The organism is Chryseobacterium sp. 2TAF14, assembly GCF_052115105.1.
In the GTDB taxonomy this organism is placed as follows: Bacteria; Bacteroidota; Bacteroidia; order Flavobacteriales; family Weeksellaceae; genus Chryseobacterium.
In genome coordinates, this window is record NZ_JBFRGA010000337.1 from 1 (window position 1) to 927 (window position 927).

At 35.3% G+C, this 927-nt stretch carries 1 protein-coding gene; it reads left to right on the plus strand.

The genetic code is table 11. The annotated features are described in order from the left end of the window. Positions 1–889, plus strand: an 889-nt coding sequence (locus tag AB4Y90_RS18060) for an alpha-amylase family glycosyl hydrolase (protein WP_441558940.1), incomplete at its 5' end; no start/stop codon positions are given. Between the last annotated feature and the right edge of the window lie 38 nt (positions 890–927).

Sequence of the window (927 nt, forward strand, 5' to 3'; positions counted from 1 at the left end):
TTTCAAAATGGCTTCCGGAATGGATGATATTATCGAACTCGATTACGAAAATCAGGAAATGAGAAAAGCCATGATCGATGCCATGAAATTCTGGATCGAAGAAACCGGGATTGATGGTTTCAGATGCGATCTGGCTTCATGGGTAACAGTAGATTTTTGGAAAGAAGCACGACCGGAACTTGAAAAAATAAAACCTCTTTTCTGGATTGGTGAGTTTGATGAACTTGAAAGCCCGGAACACGGAAAAATTTTTGATGCAAGTTACTCCTGGAAATGGATGCACAAATCGGCTGAATTTTATAAAGATAATCAACCGATTCATGAGCTTACAGATTTGCTTAGAAAATATTCGAAAATAGGAGATTCTTCAATGAGAGCGTGGTTTACCACCAATCATGACGAAAACTCCTGGAACGGAACAGAGTATGAAAAATATGGTGATATTACCAAACCAATGGCTGTATTTTCTGCTACCTGGAACGGAATTCCTTTGCTTTATTCCGGGCAGGAGCTTCCTAATTTGAAAAGATTAGAATTTTTTGAAAAAGATCCGATCGAGTGGAAGAATCATTGTGAAATGGCTGATTTTTACAAGACTTTATTAAGCCTGAAATCATCAAATCCGGCTTTAAGGGGAGGTGATCCTAATGTTGTGACCTACCTTTTGAATACTTCTGCAAATGACAAAATTTTTGCCTACATCAGAAAAAATAAATGGAATGAAGTTTTAGTAGTTTTAAATTTTTCAAGAGAAAATGTAGAGTTTACCATTGAAGATGAAAATGTTTCGGGCATTTTCAAAAATGTTTTTGACGGAACGAAAAGAGATTTCAATAATGGAAAAAGCTTCAGTTTTAAAGTTTCAGATTACGCTGTTTTTGAAAAATAAAATCATCTATAAAACCACCTTGTCAAGGTTAATATAAG